The organism is Hymenobacter sp. IS2118 (assembly GCF_000715495.1).
Classification (GTDB): domain Bacteria; phylum Bacteroidota; class Bacteroidia; order Cytophagales; family Hymenobacteraceae; genus Hymenobacter.
On the sequence record NZ_JNLX01000177.1, the window covers coordinates 1 to 17,343 of the forward strand.

Genomic DNA, 17,343 nt, shown 5'->3' on the forward strand with positions numbered 1-17,343 from the left:
TAGTGGAACACAGCATCGGGGGTCTAAAAAGGTATCGTATTTTATCAGACCGTTTGCGGATGCACAACCTGGAACAGTTCGATGTGGCGCTGGAAGTGTGTGCAGGTTTGTGGAATTTCTGCTTAACTCATTGATAAACCGCTACAACAACTCTCTTGAACAGGATGCCGACCCGCGACGCCGCCCCAATACCGCCGAAGTAGCCCAGCGGAATGCTCACTACCAATGCGCAGGGACACGAAATAACCAGGAACACCAGCGCCCGGTAAAGCCAGGTGCGAAATACGTAGTCATCGACCACGAAGTACGGCACCGCGATAACCAGCACGGCCAGCGCCACCACAATCGGGGTGTATATTTTGGCGAAGCGCGTGATGAACTGCTGCGTTTTGGCCTTGCGGCCCACGGCGTCCTGCACCATCGCCAGAATCCGGGCCAGCCTGGTATCCTGGTAGGTGGCCGTGACGGTGAGCTGCACCAGCTGGGTAAGGTTAATCATGCCGGCCAGCACGGCTTCGCCCGGCTGCTTGGTTTGCGGGGCTGCTTCGCCGGTGAGGGCAGCGGTATTGAAGCTGGCTGGGGCCGTATTCAGGGTGCCGTCGAGCGGCACCTGGCCACCGGGCTTCACCTCAATCACGTCGCCGAGCTGCACCTGGCTGGGTTCTAGTACCAGGGTTTGGCCGGCGCGCACCACGGTTACTTCGGTGGCCTGAATTTCGAGTAGCGCCCGAATGCTGCGCTTGGCCCGGTTCACGGCCGCGTCCTGAAACAGCTCGCCGATGGTGTAGAACAGCATCACGGCCACGCCCTCCGGGTATTCGCCAATGGCAAACGCGCCCACGGTGGCCAGACTCATCAGCAAAAACTCGTTGAAAACATTGCCCGATGGAATACTCAGCACGGCCGAGCGAACCACCTTCCAGCCCACGAGCAAAAACGCCACCCCGTACCACAGCAGCCGCACCACACCCGTAAAAAAGGGCACTTCGGCCGAAAAATAGTCCAGCGCCAGACCCACCAGCAGCAACACCAGGCTCACGCCGGGCCACAGATACGGGTTGGCCGAAGGCTCGCCGTGCGAGTGGCCGTCATGCGAGTGGCCGTCATGCGTTGTCGACGACTGCTTGGGCAGGGCGGGCGCATGGTCGTGGCCGGGCACGTCGTGCCCCTGGGGCGCGGCGGCAGCAGCGGGCGTAAGCTGCTCGCGGTTGATAGCGCCCACGTTTTCAGGCTCAATCTGCTTGGCGGTGTTCAGCTTTTCGCCGGTATCGGAAGGGTCAGTCATAGTGGCATCGGGGAAAGGCAAGGGCCAGCACGACGCGCCGGGGCAAACGGCTTGTACGCGGGAAGGCTATTGGCCGTCGTTTTCTTCAGGTTTCACCTTCTTCAACGCTTCCGTTAGCGACTGCTGGAGCCGGGCTCCGGAATCGGCCGCGGCTTTCAGGTCGATTTTATAGGTCTTCTGCAGCTGCTCCCAGTCCTCAATCGAGATGAAAACCCCGGTGATTTTTCCTTTGTCGTCCGATAAGTATTTGATGTCCATAATATGGTTGTTTGGTGAAGCCGTTTGGAAGGTCGTCGACGAGTCATGCAGAGCGCAGCGAAGCATCTCGCTCGCACCGTTGAGTCAGTGCGACGGTGCGAGCGAGATGCTTCGCTACGCTCTGCATGACCGTTATTTTTATTTCTGCTTATTCGAGAACGAGTTTAACGTTTACGGCTGGCCCGGCCGGTACGTTTTTTCGGCGTTGGCTTTCACGTCCTCTGGATAAAAGCGCACTTCCTTGAAACCGCCATTCGTGTATAACGCGGCCTGGTCGGTGAAGTGGGGCGTGCCGGGGCGGCTGCTCTGCCCGCCCGTCACCACCGAGCGCGCCTTGATGCGCGGCCCGAACTCGACCACGGCCACGAAGCTGTTGCCCACGGTGCCGTAGCGTTTTTTGGTGCCGGGGTAGGCGCGCGCCCCAAAAGCCGCCAGCGAGCCCCACGACGAGGAGGTGAAGGCAACCGGCAGACTGGGCTTTTGGTCGTCGTAGGTTTCCTGGATGTTTCCGGTCAGGCGCTGGAAGCGGTTGATGTCGCCCCAAGGTGTTTTCCAGGTGCCAAAGGCGCGGGTCAGGTCGTCCTGGGCTTCGGCCAGCGCGGCTAGCTTTTCCTGGGGGCTGGTGTTGGCCAGGGCAAACTTGGTGAAGCTGATGTAGTCCTGCTGCGGTTGGGCGGCGGGCACACGGGCGCGGGCTTTGGCCAGCAGCCGCTCGGCCCAGTAGATGGCTACCGTCTGGGCCACCGAGGTTTGGCTGTAGTTGTGGTTCCAGGCGCGGAGGATTTCGATGGCTTCGGCCGTGGCGGGCGCGGCGGCTCTTTCGGCCGAAGTGGGCTGGTAGGCCGTGAGCAGCGGCGGCAGCATATCGTCGAAAGCCGTCAGGTGCGGGTCGTTGGCGGCGGCTACCAGGGTATCGAGGGTGAACACGGATTTGGCGCTGAGCACGCGCACGGCGTTGAGGCCGCGGTAGTTTTCGGCGTCGGGCGCCATGTAGCTGGGGAATTTGGCCGCCACCGGGCTGCTGGCGCCCGCCGCCGTAAACGGCGTCGAGTTGCAGTTCTGGATGAAGCCGCTGGCCGGGTTGTGCACCTGCACCAGCTCGCTCACACCGTGAAAACCCTTCCATTCGGTGGCCGGGTTGCTGCCGTCCACCGGCTGGCTCCAGTCAAATTTAGCGTCGCGCTTGGGCATAAAATTGCCGTGCCAATAGGCAATGCTGCCCTTGCTGTCGGCAAAAACCGTGTTGTTGGAAGCGTTGCCGTTCAGCTTCATTACTTCCTGAAAGCTGGCGTAGCCGGTGGCCTTGGTGCGCAGGTACGACTGCTGCAAAGCCGCCAGCGGCTCGTTCATCATGCGCACGGCCACCCATTCGTTTTCCGATTTCTGGCCCACGATGGGGCCGTGGTGGGTGCGATACAAGGTGTAGGCGCGGCGCAGGATTTTGCTGCCGTCGCGGTAGGGCAGCGACACTTTTTCGGTTTTCACGGGCCGCAGCTTGCCGCCGTATTTGTAGAAGAATTTGCCGTCTTTTTTCTCAATCGTTTCGAGGTACTCGTCCATCGAGTCGGCCTGGCTGGAGGTGTGCATCCAGCCGCAGTTCTCATTGAATCCCTGGTACACGAAAAACTGGCCCCAGGTCACGGCGCCGTACGCATTCAGGCCCTGTTGGCTCACCATCTGCACTTCGGAGCGGAAGTAGAACGAGGTGTGCGGGTTGATGAGCAGCAGCGCATTGCCGCTAGCGGTTTTGCCCGGCGCGATGGCGAAACCATTGGAGCCCACCGGCTCCCGTTCCCGCTTCTCAAAATCAGTATTAAGCCACGAGCTGGACTTCTTCTGGCTGTAAAACGCCTTCAGTCGCTCAATGCTCACCACGCTGATATTGCCGCCAATGCTGCCTTCGCTGAACATTAGCGGCATCCAGGGCTGGAAGCGGCGCAGCAGCCGGGGCTTCACGGTGGGGTGAGTAGCGAGGTAGTAGTTGGTGCCGGCCGCGAAGGCGTCCAGCAGCTTCTTCATCTCCGGCGGCGTTTTTTTGTAGATGGTAATGGCCTGGCTGCTATCCATGAAGAGCCGGGCGCGCAGGTCGTGGGCCAGTGCGGCCTCGCCCTCCACCTCCGCCAGCCGGCCGATGGCGTCGAGGTAGTTCATTTCCACGCGGTCAAAATCGTCCTCGCACTGCGTGTAAAGCAGCCCGAACACCGCGTCAGCATCGGTTTTGCCGTAGATGTGGGGTACGCCGTAGGTGTCGCGGGTAATGGAAACCTGCTGGGCCTGCTGCTTCCAGGCCGCTAGCTCGGTTGGCTTAAAAGCCTGCCCGTGGGCCGCGGCGCCGGCAAAAACAAGCAGTAGGGAGAGGGAAAATTTTAGCATAAGAGAGGACGAGATGAAGGACGGAGTTCTTCGCTTCAGCTCCCAAAGTAAGGCCTGGGATGGGCACTATGAGCCGCAGCCGGGCGCGGGGCCCACGCCCGCCGCCCGATAGACTGCCCGCCAAGATTGATTTTGTAACCGGCAAACCAAGCCGCTGAGGCGTTGAAGGGATGCACTGAGCCAGCCAGAATCGGTGCTAAACCGGATGCCCCGGCTCCCGTAAACAGAAATCCAAGGGCGCACTGCCGTGGCAGCCTCGCGCGCGAGCCGGGCTAGCTGGGGCAGGGCTGATTTTTGAAGGCTGGCCCCATGGCCGCCGCTGCGCTTTATATACTATGGAACATTTTTTCTTTTCCAGCTGGACCAGCGTGGGACGCACCGTCGTTATTGGGACGCTGGCTTACGCCAGCCTGATTTTGCTGCTGCGGGTATCGGGCAAACGTACTTTGTCGAAGATGAACGCCTTCGACTTTGTCGTTACGGTGGCTATGGGCTCCATCCTGGCCTCGGTGCTGCTCAATAAAAGTGTGCCGCTGCTCGATGGCCTGGTGGCCTTCATCCTGCTTATCAGCCTGCAGTTTGTCATTACCTGGCTGGCTGTGCGCTACAAGTGGGTGAGCCAACTGGTGAAGGCCGAACCAGCCTTGCTGGTGTACCAGGGGCACTACCTGCACCAGGTGATGAAGGCTGAACGGATGACGGAAGGCGAAATTCTGGCTGGGTTGCGGGCCCGCGGCATTGCCTCGCTGGAAGAAGTGGCCGCCGTAATCCTGGAAACTGATGGCACGCTCAACGTCCTGAAAAGTGCTCCCCAAGGGCCAGGTTCGGCCCTGCAGCACGTCGCTAACATGCCCGGACAACTAACACCGGAAAACGGTGCTGGCAACCGGTAATGCCCAACCGTTGCGTTTTTCCGTAGAAATTACCGGGCTAGAAGTAGCTCGCAACGCTTATCAACCCGAGTTGTTACAAGCCCTTAGATGAATAGAATCCGCCTCGCCTGGTCCAATCTCAACGCCAGCCTGTGGTTTGTGCCCACCCTGATGGTGACCACCGCCCTCGTGCTGGCCTACGGGCTGGTGATGCTGGACGACTACATCGAGCACAAGTGGCTACAGGACTACCCCATGCTGTTTGGGGCCGGGGCCGACGGCGCCAGGGGCATGCTCACGGCCATTGCCGGCTCCATGATTACGGTAGCGGGCCTCATTTTTTCGCTCACGCTGGCCACGCTGGCCCAGGTATCGAGCCAGTACACCCCGCGGGTGCTGCGCAACTTCATGGGCGACCGCGCCAACCAGCTGGTGCTGGGCTTCTTCGTGAGCATTTTCGTGTATTGCCTGATTGTATTGCGCACTATTCGGGGCGGCGACGAAGGCCGGTTTATTCCCTCGCTGGCGGTGGCGGGCGGGCTGGTGCTGGCCCTGGTGAGCATCGGGGTGCTCATCTTTTTCATTCACCACATCGCGTCCTCCATTCAAGCGTCCACCATTATTGCCAGGGCTGCGGCCGAAACCCAGAACGCTTTGGAAAACCTGTTTCCGAAGCAGATGGGCCACGAAGCCACTGCCGCCGAGGCCACCGACTGGCGCGAAACCGACCACCAGTGGCGCGCCATTCTGGCCCCGCGTAGCGGCTACGTGCAGGATGTTAACAACGACGGCCTGCTGGCTTTTGCCTGCGAAATCAACGGCGTGGTGCGCATGGAACGGGGCATTGGCAGCTTTGTGGCTCAGGAAGCCCCGCTGGTTTGGGTGGCCCGCTACGACGGCCAGCCTTTCGCCGCCCCCGACGAAGAAACCCGCCAGCGGCTGTGCAACACTTACAGCATTGGCGACCTGCGTACCATCGACCAGGACCTGGGTTTTGGCTTCCGCCAGCTGGTCGATATTGCCCTTAAAGCATTGTCGCCGGGCATCAACGATACTACTACGGCCGTGTTTTGCGTCGACCAGCTGGGCGCCCTGCTCAGCCTGCTGGCCGACCGTAAGCTCAATGAGCCGCTCCGGGCCGAGGATGGCCGGGTACGGGTGGTGGCCAAAGTCACGACCTTTGCCACGTACGCGGGCCTGGCGTTTGACCAGATTCGGCGCAGTGCGGAATCCAACGTGGCGGTGCTGCTGCGTCTGCTCACCGCTATTGAAACCGCGGCCCGTCGCACCAGCGACCACGACCGGCTGGCTATTTTGCAGCAGCAGGCCGACCGGGTACGCGAGCAAGCCGACGAGATGCTGTCCTTCGACTACGAAAAGCAGGAAGTGCGGGCGCGCTACCTGGAGGTGAGCAAAATGATGCGAGCAGCCGCCTAATGCAAAAAGCCTCCGCCGAAGGGCAGAGGCTTTAAGTTGATTATGAAACGGCAGATTCCGAGGATTCTGTGCCGGGTCAGTCAGCAGTTAGGCGGAGAACGACGAGCCGCAGCCGCAGGTGCTTTTGGCCTGGGGGTTGTTGAAGACGAAGCCGCGGGCATTGAGGCCGTCCTGGAAGTCAACTTCCATACCCAGCACGTACATGGCGTGCTTCTTATCCATGATGAGTTTCAGGCCGTCGAGGTCGTAGGTTTCGTCGGCATCCTTGGCTTTGTCGAAGCCGAGCAGGTAGCTCATGCCCGAGCAGCCGCCGCCCTGCACGCCAATGCGCAGGCCGTAATCGGCGGGCACGTTCTTCTCCTGAATGATATTTTTCACCTCAACCACGGCGCGGTCGGTGAGGGTAATGGGGGCGAGGGTGGCAACGGAAGCCATAATAAAAGATGATTTAGAGCGAGGTGGACAACAAAGATACGGCGGGCGCCGGAGTGGCCCGCAGCACGGCATCAGCGAAGAAACAGCAGTTGGGGGGCGGTGGTTCACGGCGTAAGTTTGCAGCCTGTGCGGTAAGCTTTAGCTTGCCGTATTTCGCCCGATTATTGCCACTATTGCCACTACGGCAAGCTAAAGCTTCCCCATTTATGGATTCCACTACCTATTTATTCGACCTCCTGAAAATCATTCTGCCCGCCCTCATCGTGGCCGGCGCCATTTATCTGCTCTTCAAGCAGTTTTTGGAGAAAGAGCAGCAGCGCCGGCTGATTGAGCTGCGGCTGGAGAGCCACAAAACCACCCTGCCGCTGCGCCTGCAGGCCTACGAGCGGGTGGTGATGCTGCTGGAGCGTATCTCGCCGAACAACATCCTCGTGCGGCTGAGCAGCGCCGGCCAGTCGGCGCCCGACTTCCATCGCTTGCTCCAGCAGGAAATCCGCGCCGAGTACGAGCACAACCTTTCCCAGCAGCTCTATATTTCCGGCGATGCCTGGACGCTGGTGAAAGAAGCCAAAGAAAACGTGCTGACGATGGTGAACCGCGCCTTCCACGGCATCCAAAACCCCAGCCAGGCCCGCGGCACCGAACTGGCCAAGCGCATTCTGGAAGGCCTGATGACGGACGGAGCCGAGCCCACCGCGCAAGCATTGGCCGTGGTGAAAAACGAGGCCGCCGGCTTGTTCTAAGCGAGGGTTGGTTGAAGTGAAAAACTCCCCTCCTTACTAAGGAGGGGACATTTCAGCGAAGCTGAAATTGGGGTGGTTGCGCCCGTCGGACAACGCCTGAATGTACTGGCCGCCTGCCGCTCAACGCCCGCAACCACCCCGATTTTCGCTGGCGCGAAAATATCCCCTCCTTGGTAAGGAGGGGAGTTCAACCCTTCAACTAACCCTTGCTACACCGCCACGCTCACAGCCTCAATGGCGCGTTGGTAGCACTCCTCGTAGAGCGGCACAATCTTTTCCACGGCAAATTCCTCGGCGCGGGCGCGGGCAGCAGCTTTGAAGCGTGGGAGGTTTTCGTCGTCCAAGATGTAGAGGGCATTCTTGACCATGTCGGCCACATCGCCGATTTCGCTGATGGTGCCGGTTACGCCGTGCACGTTCAGCTCGGGAATGCCGCCGGCGTTGGTGCTCACCACGGGCACTTCGCAGGCCATGGCTTCCAGCGCAGCGAGGCCGAAGCTTTCGTTTTCGGAAGGCATCAGAAACAGGTCGCCCACGCTCAATACCTCTTCTACGGCTTCGAGCTTGCCCAAAAAGCGCAGGTCGCGGTGGCAGTCGAGGTCGCGGGCCAGCTTTTCCATGCGGCTGCGGTCGGGGCCATCGCCCACTAGCAGCAACTTGGCCGGGATTTCCTTCCGCACGCCACAGAAAATACGCAGCACGTCTTCCACGCGCTTCACAGCGCGGAAGTTGCTGGTATGCACGAGCAGCTTCTCGCCTTCAGGTGCAATAGCGGCCCGGAAATGGCTCTTTTCCTGCTTTTTAAAGCGATGCAGGTCGATGAAGTTGGGGATGACGGTGATATCTTTCTCGACCGCGAAATACTCGTAGGTTTCGCGCCGCAAATCCGCCGATACCGACGTCACGGCATCGCTCTGGTTGATGCTGAACGTGACCACGGGTTCGAAATTGGGGTCTTTGCCCACCAGCGTAATATCGGTGCCGTGCAAGGTGGTAACTACCGGAATCTGGATGCCGCGGGCCCGCAGAATCTGCTTGGCCATAAACGCCGCCGAGGCGTGCGGAATGGCGTAGTGCACGTGCAGCACGTCGAGCTTTTCGTTCTGCACGATATCCACCATTTTGCTGGTCAGGGCCAGCTCGTAGGGCGGAAACTGGAAGAGTGGATAGGCCGGAACGTACACCTCGTGGTAGAAGAGGTTTTCGTTGAAAAAGTCTAGCCGCACCGGCTGGCTGTAGGTGATAAAATGCACGCGGTGGCCACGCTGGGCTAGGGCCTTGCCCAGTTCCGTGGCCACCACGCCGGAGCCGCCAAAGGTGGGATAACAAACGATGCCGATATTCATAGAGGAGCTAACGCGAAAAGGAGCGTCGCGTTCTGCGTAACCGGCATTATTCCGAATTGTTAATATCCCGGCCCGCAATCTTACAATGGCGCTTTTGGCGCTACAGGTCCAAAAAATACGTGCCCGTAAGCTGTACCACGCGGTTGTAAGCTTTTTCGTCGGCGTAAGTCGGAATGTAGTACGATGAGTAGGAAATCATCGAAAAAGGAACCGACTGTAGTTTGCGCAGCCCCAAGCCGTAGCCCAGCTGCAGCTGCAATGGCCCCCGTCGGTAGCCCAGGCCCGCATTGAAGCCGGCGTCGAGGCGGCGGCTTAGTTTCTCATCCTGGTATTCTACTTTCTCATCGTAGTGCAGGGGCGCAAACCGGGCATAGGGTGAAGACTGCAGCAGCGTGCCCCGCTGCCGCCCGCCCACGGCCAGCGCCACGTACGGCCCGGCAAAAAGCTGCACGCCGTGTAGCGTATACACCAGGTTCACGGGCAGCTCCAGCCAGTTGGAGCGGTTGGTGGCCGAGGTTTCCGAACTGCTGACGCCCGCGAAACCGCTGATGGAAGTGAAGCTTTCCACCCGCTCGCCCTTTTGCGAAAACATCAGGGCCGGCTGCAACGCAAAACGGCCCCGCGCCATTTCCAGCACGGCCCCAATCTGCCCCCGATAAATTGCCGACTTGCTGGCTGAATAATTATACGGGGAACTAGGTGAAAGCTGCGATTCGCCAACCGTGGATGTGGCCCAGTTCGGGCCGCCGCGCAAGCCCAGCCGGTAGGTAGTCTGGGCCGAAGCCGTGGCCGCACCGAGCAGCGTAATCAGAAGTAATAGCGTGAAGCGCGGCATCGAAAAGCACCAATAAGTGAGTTGATACCACCCTGACCACCGGCCCGGTCTCCCGGTTGCGCGGCACGTTTATTTTTTCGCCGGGCCCGCTGCCAGCGACTTATAAATTACGTCGTGAATGCGGGTGCGAATGTTGTACTGGCGCAGCTTGTTGTTGCCGGCATCGGGGTACACGCGGTTGGAGAGGAAGACGTAGAGAATCTCGTTTTCGGGGTCCATCCACACGCAGGTACCCGTGAAGCCGGTGTGGCCAAAGGTGCTGGCCGGCGAGAGGTTGCTGGTAGGGCCGGTGGGCTTGCTGGGGTCGCCGTGGTCCCAGCCCAGGCCGCGCCGGCCGCCGGGCACGGTTCGGGCAAACTCGGTCACTACCGGGTTCTGGAAGTAGCGGGTGCCGCCGTAAGCACCATTCTGCAGGTTCATCTGCATCAGCACGGCCAGGTCGTTGGCAGTGGCGAACAGGCCGGCGTGGCCGCCTACGCCGCCCACCAGGGCCGCCGTTTGGTCGTGCACGCTGCCCTGGAGCTGCTCGCGGCGGTAGTAGGTGTCGTTTTCGGTGGGCGCAATGCAGCTTTTGGGGAAGCGCAGCAGCGGATTATAGGTCATGCTGCCCAAGCCCAGTGGATGGTAAAAATTGTTCTGCAAAAAGTTGTCGATGGGCTGTTTCAGAATCTTCTCGCACAGGCGCTTCATCACAATAAAGCTGAGGTCGGAATACTCGGTGGGGTACCGGCCTTTCACCTTGGGCAGCAAGCTGGAGCGCATGGTCCAGGCCCACACCGAGTCATCGGCGGCCTTGGTGCTGTACTCGCCGGGCACCACTTCGTTGGGGAAATCGTCGGACTTGATGCTGGCGTAAAATGTCGGTTTCAGGCCGCTGCTCGTGATGGTGCGCTCCCAGGTGGGAATGCCCACTTTCAGGCCGGCCTGGTGCATCAGCACGTCGCGCACGGTCATGTCGCGCTTGTTGGTGCGCGTCAGCTCGGGCAGGTAAGCGGCCACTTTGTCGTCGAGGTTGAGTTTGCCCTGGTCCTTGAGGTACATTACCGCCTGCAGGGTGCCGGCCACTTTCGTGATGGAGGCCAGGTCATAGAGTGTGCTGTTGGTAATCGGTTGCGTCTGGTCGTAGGTCGCGTAGCCATAGCTCTGGTCAAATACCACGGTGCCGTTGCGGGCCACCAGCACCTGGCAGCCCGGCGCGGCGGCGTAGGTCTGGCTTTCGAGGGCAATGTTATCAATCTGCGCCAGCACCTGCGAGCTCAGGCCCTGGCTTTCGGGGGTGGCATAGCGCAGGCGCTTAAGGTCAGGCGTCGCGATTCCGGTGCCCGCTTTGAGCGTGGGCGACACCGTGACGGGCAATTTGCCGCGCGCTGGCAGCGCTCCAAACAGCACCTGCGGCACCACCAGCTGGGCCGCGTAATGGTCCTCGTAGCCACAGACCAACGTGCTGGCCCCTTCCAGAAACTTCAGGCCGTAGGCGTTGCCCATGGCCACTACCACCGTCTTCAGTTTGGGCTTGGCCTGCAGCTGCTTGAGGAAGCGCAAGGCCCCGTCGCCCATGCCGTAGCTGTGGCTGGGCGTATTGTTCATGCCGTGCAGGCTCACCACCACCACGTTGTAGCCGCTCAGGCGGCTGGCAATGCGGGTAAAGGTGCTGTCGTCGGCGTAGCGGTTGGGCACCGCGTACACCGGGCCGGGATGGTACTTATTGAAGATAGTGGCATACGGCCCTTCGGCCTGGGTGCCAATGGTGATGGCGGCAATGCGCAGCGTGTCGAGACGCTTGAAGGGCAGCAGGTTGTCGTCGTTTTTTACCACGGTGATGGCGTGCTCAAAAATATTCTGGGCCAGCACTTTCGACGACGCCTGGTTGAGGCTGTCGCGCAGCACGGCCAGCCGGACGGGTTGTTGTTTGGCCAGGCCTGCCCAGTGCTTGGCCCGCAAAATCTTCCGTACGCGGAAATCCAAATCTTCCTGATTGAGCTTGCCCGCCGCCACGGCCTCCCGAATGCGCAGCAGGGCCGAGGGCACATCTTCCGAAAACAATAGCACGTCGTTGCCAGCCGCCAGAGCCATGGCGTCCAGCTCGCCGTCCTTATACAGCTTGCTCACACTCCGCATGTTGAGTGCGTCGGTGAAGGTCAGGCCCTTAAAACCCATTTTGGTCTTCAACAGGTCCGTGACCAGGGCCCGCGAGAGGGTAGTGGTTTTAGCGTCGGTTGTGTCGAAAAGCGGCATGTAGAGGTGGGCCACCATCACGCCCATCACCCCCGCTTCAAACGACTGCTGAAACGGAACCAAATCCACCGCACTCAGCCGGGCCAGGTCGGTATTGATAACCGGCAGCGCTACGTGCGAGTCGGTGTCAGTATCGCCGTGGCCGGGAAAGTGCTTGGCCACGGCCATCACACCATTTTCCTGCAAGCCCTTCACGTACTGTACGCCCAGCCGGGCCACCTGGTTCTGGTCTTCGCCAAACGAGCGGTTGCCAATCACGGGGTTGCCGGGGTTGGAGTTCACGTCTATCACCGGGGCAAAGCTGATGTGCACGCCCAGGGCCCGCATCTTGCGCGCAATTTCGCGGCCCATCTGGTACACGTACTGGGGGTCGTCCATTGCGCCCAGCGTCATCTGCTTGGCGAAGTGGGCCGAGGAGTCCAGGCGCATGTCCAGGCCCCATTCGGCGTCCATGGCAATGAGCAGCGGCACTTTGGCGGCGGCCTGCAAGCGGTTGGTCATCAGGGCCTGGCGCTTGGGGCCACCCTGCAAAAACATCACGCCGCCAATGTTTTGGTTGCGCACCAGCTGCTCGATGCGGTTGCCGTGGGCGCGGTCCTTATTGGAATAAGCGGCCACCATAAACAGCTGGCCCAGCCGCTGTTCGGGCGTGAGCGAGTTGAATACGCTATCGACCCAGGCCGTTTCGGCGGGGGAGGTGGGCAACGGGTCGCCGGGCAGCTTGGGATTTTCGGAAAAAGATAGCAGCAGGCCCGTAGCCAGCAGCATGACCACAAAGGCCAGCTGGAGAGGGATGCGCATCAGCCCCGTGGGGGTGGTGGGTTGATTCAAGAGGCAAACGGGCCGCAAAGGCCGTACTTTTGTCGTGGTTAGCAGCGGAACCTGCTGGTGGGGTTTGGAGGTTCCAGACCCAATCATCTTCGTCACGAAATAGTCACGGCCAATGCCGTAAAACATCGTGCTGAAGAGGGTGGTATTTAGCCGCAAAGGTACGCAGAAAACCCGGTGCCGGGTTTGTAACGCGGCCGATTTTTGATTATTGCCGGTCGCGTTTCCGCTTGTTCGCGCGCTGGTTAGCTTCTCCTGCTGTCGTCCGGTTTTTGCGGGCGCAGGCAGCGTCCATCTTCCGCCATGCCCGATATTATTCACCTGCTCCCCGAATACCTCGCCAACCAGATTGCGGCCGGCGAGGTGGTGCAGCGTCCCGCCTCCGTGGTGAAGGAGCTGCTGGAAAACGCCGTCGATGCCGGCGCCACGCAGGTGCAGCTCATTGTGAAAGAGGCCGGCAAGCAGCTGGTGCAGGTAGTGGACAACGGCGCCGGCATGAGCCCCACCGATGCCCGCATGAGCCTGGAACGCCACGCCACCAGCAAAATCCGCTCTACCGAAGACCTGTTTCGCATCCGCACGTTAGGCTTTCGGGGCGAGGCGCTGGCCAGCATCGCGGCCGTGGCCCAGGTCGAGATTCGTACCAAGCAGCGCGAGCACGACACCGGTACGCTGCTGCTGGTGGAAGGCTCGCAGGTAACCAGCCAGCAGCCCACCGCCTGCCCCGACGGTACGAGCATCGCCGTCAAAAACTTGTTTTTCAACGTGCCTGCGCGCCGTAACTTCCTCAAGAGCAATGCCGTGGAAATGCGGCACATTCTCGACGAGTTTCAGCACGTGGCGCTGGCCAATCCGCAGACGGCTTTTTCGCTGTATCAGAACGATTTGGAGGTTTTTGCCTTGCCGGCCGGCAAGCTCAGTCAGCGCATTGTGGCGCTGCTCGGCAATGGCTACAAGGAGCAGCTCGCGGCCTGCGAGGAGGTGACGCATTCCATTTCGGTGAAGGGCTTTGTGGGCAAGCCGGAGTCGAGTAAGAAAAGCCGGGGCGACCAGTTTTTCTTCGTCAACAACCGCTTCATTCGCTCGGCCTACCTGAACCACGCCGTGCTGGCGGCCTACGAAGGCCTGCTGGCCCGCGACACCCACCCGTTCTACGTGCTGTTTCTGGAGCTCGACCCCAAAGCCATTGATATCAACGTGCACCCCACCAAGACGGAAATCAAGTTCGAAGACGAAAAAACCGTGTACGCTGTGGTGCGCGCCGCCGTGAAACAGAGCCTCGGCCTGCACAACATTGCGCCCTCGCTGGACTTTGAGGGCGACGTAAACTTCGCGCCCATTCGTCCGCTGCGCACCGGCAAAGGCACTGGCGCGGTGCCCACCGAGGCCGACGACCACCTGCCCGCCGCCAGTGCCGCCGCCCGCGCCGCCAGCAGCGACGGCTACCGGCCCGACGCCTTGGCTGCCGCCGCGAATGCTGCCCGGCTACCGGCCGGCCCTTCCGGTTTCGCTAATTTCAGCCCCGATACCCGCCGCGACGGCTACGAGCGCCAGCTGCCGCCGCGCCCCACCGAGCAGGCCCGCCGCGAGCTCGAAGCCTTTTACCGCGAGCTGGGCCAGCCCGTGAAAACCCAACCCACGCTGGACAGCGCCACCATGCGCAGCTTCGAAAACCTGTCTCCCGACGAAGCGGCGCTGGTTGATGCCGACGCGGTGCCGTTGGGGCTGGGCCTGACGCTACCTGATGGGCCGGCTACCCCGCCGGTGGCCGCCCGCGAGCGGGAGAGTCGGGCGCTCCAGGTGCAGCAGCGCTTCGTGCTGGTGCCGGTGAAGTCGGGCGTGCTGCTGATTGACCAGGAAGCGGCCCGCGAGCGCATTCTCTACGAGCAATACCGGCAGGAGCTGGGCCGCGCCGTGGGCACGTCGCAAACGCTGCTATTTCCGCGCACGGTCACTTTCAACCCCGCCGATTTTGCCGTGCTCCGCGAGCTCACCGAGCCGCTGCACGCGCTGGGCTTCATTTTCGTGGAATTCGGGCCCAACACCATTGCCGTGGAGGCCATTCCGGCCGGCATGCCCGCCCAGGACGAGAAGGAGCTGCTCGAAAGCCTGATTGAGCAGTTCCGCACCACGGCCGGCCCGCTCAAGCTCGACCAGCGCGAAAGCCTGGCCCGCGCCCTGGCCCGCCGCGTGGCCGCCGGCACGGCCGCCACCCGCCTGCCCGAGGCCGAGCTCAGCGCCCTGGCCGACCGCCTTTTCGCCTGCCAAACCCCCGGCTACACCCCCGACGGCCGCAAAACTCTGGTGCTGCTGGACGGGCAGCAGCTGGCCGATTTTTTCCGTAAGTAACCTTCTTCGGCTCCCGCGTCTTTTACGGGCGGGGCTTTTTCATTTCGCTCGCCATTTCACCCCTTGCCAGTCCCGCGCGGCGGCGCGGCCTCCGGTTGGGGCTTTACTTTGCTGCATGTTTAATCTGACCCCGACTGTTCGGACCCTGCTTTTTGCCAACATCTTTTTCTTCGCGGCGCAGACCTATTTTCTGCCCTTGCTCACCCAGTTAGGCAGTCTCTATCCCATTGGCTCGCCCTATTTCTATCCGTGGCAGTTTGCTACGGCTATTTTTCTGCACGGCAGCTGGATGCATTTGCTGTTCAATATGTTCGGCTTGATTTCTTTTGGTCCGCTGCTGGAGCAGCGCTGGGGGCAGCAGCGCTTCCTAGTGTTCTGGCTTGTCTGCGGCATTGGGGCCAGCGTGCTCTACGAAGGGGTGCGCTACTACGAGGTGAACAAGCTGGAAGTAGCCCGGCAGGAGTTCCGGCGCGAGCCCAGCGGGGCCAACTTCGTGGAGTTTTTCCGCGAAAATATGCCCGACCAGCAGGGCGCCGAGCAAGTGGGCCGCGAAATGACCAAAAACCCCAACAATGCCGAATACATCAGCTCGGCCAATGCCACGCTCGACGCCGTGGTGGAGGCCAGCTACAAATCGGGGATGTTGGGCGCTTCCGGGGCACTTTTTGGCCTGCTCTTCGCCTTCGCCTATTTATTCCCCAACACCGAGCTGTTTCTGCTGTTTATTCCCTTTCCCATCAAGGCGAAGTATTTTGTGTTCTTCTACGCGGCCTACGAGCTGTATGCCGGCGTGCACCGCACACCCGGCGACAACGTGGCCCACTTCGCGCACCTGGGCGGCCTGCTCTTCGGCTTCCTGCTGGTGAAGTACTGGGAAGGCGGCCGGGAGCGTTTTTATTAAAGAAACAGCCAGCGTTATCCGCCAAAAGCTGAATTCGTCACCCTCGTTTATTTCGTGCCATGAGCATCGTTCAAGATATCCGCACCGCGTTTGGTCGCCGAGATAATGCCCTCATGCAGCTCATTTTGCTGAATGTGCTGGTGTTTGCGGGCCTCATCGTGCTGCGCGCCGTGCTCACGGTGAGCAGCGCCAGCAGCTACTACCCGCCCGTGATGAAGCAGTTTGAGCTCTCATCGGCCCTGCCCGTACTGCTGCGCCACCCCTGGACGGTCCTGACCTACGCCTTCACCCACCAGGGATTTTTCCACATCCTGTTCAACTTGCTGAATCTGTACTGGTTTGGGCAACTGCTGCGCGAATACCTCGGCGACCGCCGCCTCGTAAGCATCTACGTGTTGGGGGCGCTGGCCGGGGCGGCCGTTTTTCTGCTCAGCTACAACTTGCTGCCGGTGTTTCAGCCCGCGCTGGGCTCGCCGGTTATCGGCGCTTCGGCGGCCGTCACGGCCATCATCGTGGCGGCGGCTACGCTACTGCCCGATTATACTTTTTCGCTGATACTCATCGGCCCGGTCAAGATTAAATGGATTGCGGCCGTGGTGGTGCTTATTTCCCTGGCCGGGGTGAACGGCGACAACGCTGGCGGCGAAATAACCCACCTGGGTGGCGCGCTGGTGGGCTTTATCTTCATCAAGCAGTTGCAGGCCGGGCGCGACCTGGGCCGGCCGGTGCAGGCCGTGGGCAACTTCGTCACCCGACTTTTCAACCGGCCGCCCGCCATGCGCGTGAGCAGCACCCGCCGCGCCGAACCCGTAGCCGCTACCTCGGCCAGTGGCGGCAAAAAACCTGCCGTTGCCAACCAGCCCCTGCAGGATGAAATCGACACGATTCTGGACAAGATTTCGCGCTCCGGCTACGAAAGCCTTTCCAAAGACGAAAAGCAGAAGCTGTTCCGGGCCAGCCAGCAATAGCAAGCGCCGGGAGGACTTAATCTTCTAATAGCCAGGATTTGGCTAGTTCCACGTCTTCAAACAGCCGCATCTCGAAGTGCGTGCCCACGCGGGTAATCATCTCGGAAGCCGAAGCCTGTCCAAAAATACCGGGCGAGACGATGTGCGCGAAGCGTTTCAGGCCCAGGGCCAGGGCCTGCGGCATCCAGTTTTCCGCAATCCAGTCGTTGGCCCCGCTCCAGGAGCCCACCACTTTGCGGTTGTCGTTGAGCAGGTTTGGGCAGGGGTTTTCACGCAGAAAATCGAGGGTGGCCCGGCCGCCCTCAATTACTTTTTCGGTGGGCAGCACGCCCACCCAGTCGGTGTATATCCAATTGTTGGCCCTATCCAGCTCGATGGTCAAAAATACCTTGTCGAAGGAATTGGCAATCTCTTTTCTCATGCTCACAAGTGGGCGAAGGGCTCGCGGAGCCTGCAAATTAAGGATTGATTCAGAGCC

General features: G+C 60.8%; 14 protein-coding genes. 6 read left to right on the forward strand and 8 right to left on the reverse strand.

Annotated features, from left to right (window positions below; genetic code table 11):
* Window positions 1–127: 127 nt before the first annotated feature.
* The 3 genes from GM79_RS18530 to GM79_RS18540 form a co-directional block, all read right to left on the reverse strand.
* Window positions 128–1,285, reverse strand: a complete 1,158-nt coding sequence (locus tag GM79_RS18530) for an HAD-IC family P-type ATPase (RefSeq protein WP_081867869.1) — start codon at window positions 1,283–1,285, stop codon at window positions 128–130.
* Window positions 1,286–1,351: 66 nt separating this feature from the next.
* Entirely contained in the window at window positions 1,352–1,543 is a 192-nt protein-coding gene (locus GM79_RS18535; protein ID WP_035566977.1) for a hypothetical protein, read from the reverse strand.
* 171 nt (window positions 1,544–1,714) lie between these two features.
* Window positions 1,715–3,916: a penicillin acylase family protein gene (locus tag GM79_RS18540; protein ID WP_035566979.1), complete on the reverse strand. Its 2,202-nt coding sequence runs from the start codon at window positions 3,914–3,916 to the stop codon at window positions 1,715–1,717.
* Between the two features lie 335 nt (window positions 3,917–4,251).
* Here GM79_RS18540 and GM79_RS18545 point away from each other — a divergent pair, with 335 nt between their 5' ends.
* Both GM79_RS18545 and GM79_RS18550 read left to right on the forward strand, forming a co-directional pair.
* Window positions 4,252–4,809 carry a DUF421 domain-containing protein gene (locus GM79_RS18545; protein WP_035566981.1) on the forward strand — a complete coding sequence of 186 codons (558 nt, stop codon included), beginning with the start codon at window positions 4,252–4,254 and terminating at the stop codon, window positions 4,807–4,809.
* A gap of 87 nt (window positions 4,810–4,896) precedes the next feature.
* A complete protein-coding gene (locus tag GM79_RS18550) occupies window positions 4,897–6,225 on the forward strand; it encodes a DUF2254 domain-containing protein (protein WP_035566983.1) in 1,329 nt (442 codons plus the stop codon).
* An 87-nt stretch (window positions 6,226–6,312) separates the two neighbouring features.
* Here GM79_RS18550 and GM79_RS18555 read toward each other — a convergent pair whose 3' ends face one another.
* Window positions 6,313–6,660, reverse strand: a complete 348-nt coding sequence (locus tag GM79_RS18555; RefSeq protein ID WP_035566984.1) for a HesB/IscA family protein — start codon at window positions 6,658–6,660, stop codon at window positions 6,313–6,315.
* 206 nt (window positions 6,661–6,866) lie between these two features.
* Between GM79_RS18555 and GM79_RS18560 the strand changes: the two genes are divergently transcribed.
* Entirely contained in the window at window positions 6,867–7,403 is a 537-nt protein-coding gene (locus GM79_RS18560; RefSeq protein WP_035566986.1) for a hypothetical protein, read from the forward strand.
* 209 nt (window positions 7,404–7,612) lie between these two features.
* Here the strand turns inward: GM79_RS18560 and bshA are convergent, their stop codons facing one another.
* The 3 genes from bshA to GM79_RS18575 form a co-directional block, all read right to left on the reverse strand.
* Window positions 7,613–8,749 carry an N-acetyl-alpha-D-glucosaminyl L-malate synthase BshA gene (gene bshA, locus GM79_RS18565; RefSeq protein ID WP_035566988.1) on the reverse strand — a complete coding sequence of 379 codons (1,137 nt, stop codon included), beginning with the start codon at window positions 8,747–8,749 and terminating at the stop codon, window positions 7,613–7,615.
* Window positions 8,750–8,849: 100 nt separating this feature from the next.
* Window positions 8,850–9,584 (reverse strand): outer membrane beta-barrel protein, encoded by a 735-nt coding sequence (locus GM79_RS18570; RefSeq protein WP_035566990.1) that lies wholly within the window; start codon window positions 9,582–9,584, stop codon window positions 8,850–8,852.
* Window positions 9,585–9,653: 69 nt separating this feature from the next.
* Window positions 9,654–12,650 carry a glycoside hydrolase family 3 N-terminal domain-containing protein gene (locus tag GM79_RS18575; RefSeq protein ID WP_235184108.1) on the reverse strand — a complete coding sequence of 999 codons (2,997 nt, stop codon included), beginning with the start codon at window positions 12,648–12,650 and terminating at the stop codon, window positions 9,654–9,656.
* 300 nt (window positions 12,651–12,950) lie between these two features.
* Between GM79_RS18575 and mutL the strand changes: the two genes are divergently transcribed.
* From mutL to GM79_RS18590, 3 genes are all read left to right on the forward strand, one after another.
* Entirely contained in the window at window positions 12,951–14,996 is a 2,046-nt protein-coding gene (gene mutL / locus GM79_RS18580) for a DNA mismatch repair endonuclease MutL (protein WP_035566991.1), read from the forward strand.
* A gap of 115 nt (window positions 14,997–15,111) precedes the next feature.
* On the forward strand, window positions 15,112–15,897 hold the full coding sequence (locus tag GM79_RS18585) for a rhomboid family intramembrane serine protease (protein WP_035566992.1): 786 nt from the start codon (window positions 15,112–15,114) through the stop codon (window positions 15,895–15,897).
* A gap of 59 nt (window positions 15,898–15,956) precedes the next feature.
* Window positions 15,957–16,865, forward strand: coding sequence for a rhomboid family intramembrane serine protease (locus GM79_RS18590; RefSeq protein ID WP_035566993.1), 909 nt, complete (start codon window positions 15,957–15,959; stop codon window positions 16,863–16,865).
* 16 nt (window positions 16,866–16,881) lie between these two features.
* Here GM79_RS18590 and GM79_RS18595 read toward each other — a convergent pair whose 3' ends face one another.
* Window positions 16,882–17,286, reverse strand: a complete 405-nt coding sequence (locus GM79_RS18595) for a hypothetical protein (protein WP_035566994.1) — start codon at window positions 17,284–17,286, stop codon at window positions 16,882–16,884.
* Window positions 17,287–17,343 lie beyond the last annotated feature (57 nt).